Source organism: Paenibacillus sp. MAHUQ-63 (assembly GCF_028765165.1).
In the GTDB taxonomy this organism is placed as follows: Bacteria; Bacillota; Bacilli; order Paenibacillales; family NBRC-103111; genus Paenibacillus_E.
Genome location: NZ_JARADB010000032.1, coordinates 1 through 655, shown reverse-complemented (window position 1 = coordinate 655; position 655 = coordinate 1). Strand labels below are relative to the sequence as shown.

The 655-nt window shown below is 45.3% G+C and carries 2 rRNA genes; both read right to left on the bottom strand.

The annotated features are described in order from the left end of the window. Positions 1 to 121: ribosomal RNA gene (locus tag PUT07_RS35350) — 23S ribosomal RNA — on the bottom strand; the annotation flags it as partial. Between the two features lie 459 nt (positions 122 to 580). Next, positions 581 to 655 (bottom strand): 16S ribosomal RNA (locus tag PUT07_RS35345); the annotation flags it as partial.

The window sequence follows — 655 nt, the reverse complement described above, 5'->3', positions numbered from 1 at the left end:
CCATTCGGACATCCCCGGATCAAAGCCTGCTTACGGCTCCCCGAGGCATTTCGTCGTTCGCCACGTCCTTCATCGGCTCCTAGTGCCTAGGCATCCTCCGTGTGCTCTTTCTAGCTTAACCTAGAAATAAACATGTTAAAGATTTCGCATGAACAAGTCATGCTACCTAAGTTCTTACATTTACTCTGTTGACAATTAACCTATGCTTCGCAAATGTGAATTGCAACTGTTTCGTTATCTAGTTTTCAAGGAACAAGTTGCGAATCGAGATTCATCAACAAAGTTGCAACAACTTCGTCTAATTCTGAATTTATCCGCTTAAATCGCTCATTAACAGGAAAACCTCCCGTTATTTTCTCCTCCAAGCGAGATCCCATCGTCATTTCGTCCGAAATAACAGGAGAAATTCCTGTTAAGCCGTCCGTACGACGCCGAATCTCCAGAATAGCGGTAGTAATTACCGTTAATCGTCGAAGCTTGCCCTGAAAGGATTAACCTTTCAAAACTGAACACGAGTGAGTAACACGTTTGTGTATCCGAAGATACTTGACTGGGTCGTTGCAGACCCGAGTCTCCATAGAAAGGAGGTGATCCAGCCGCACCTTCCGATACGGCTACCTTGTTACGACTTCACCCCAATCATCTACCCCACCTT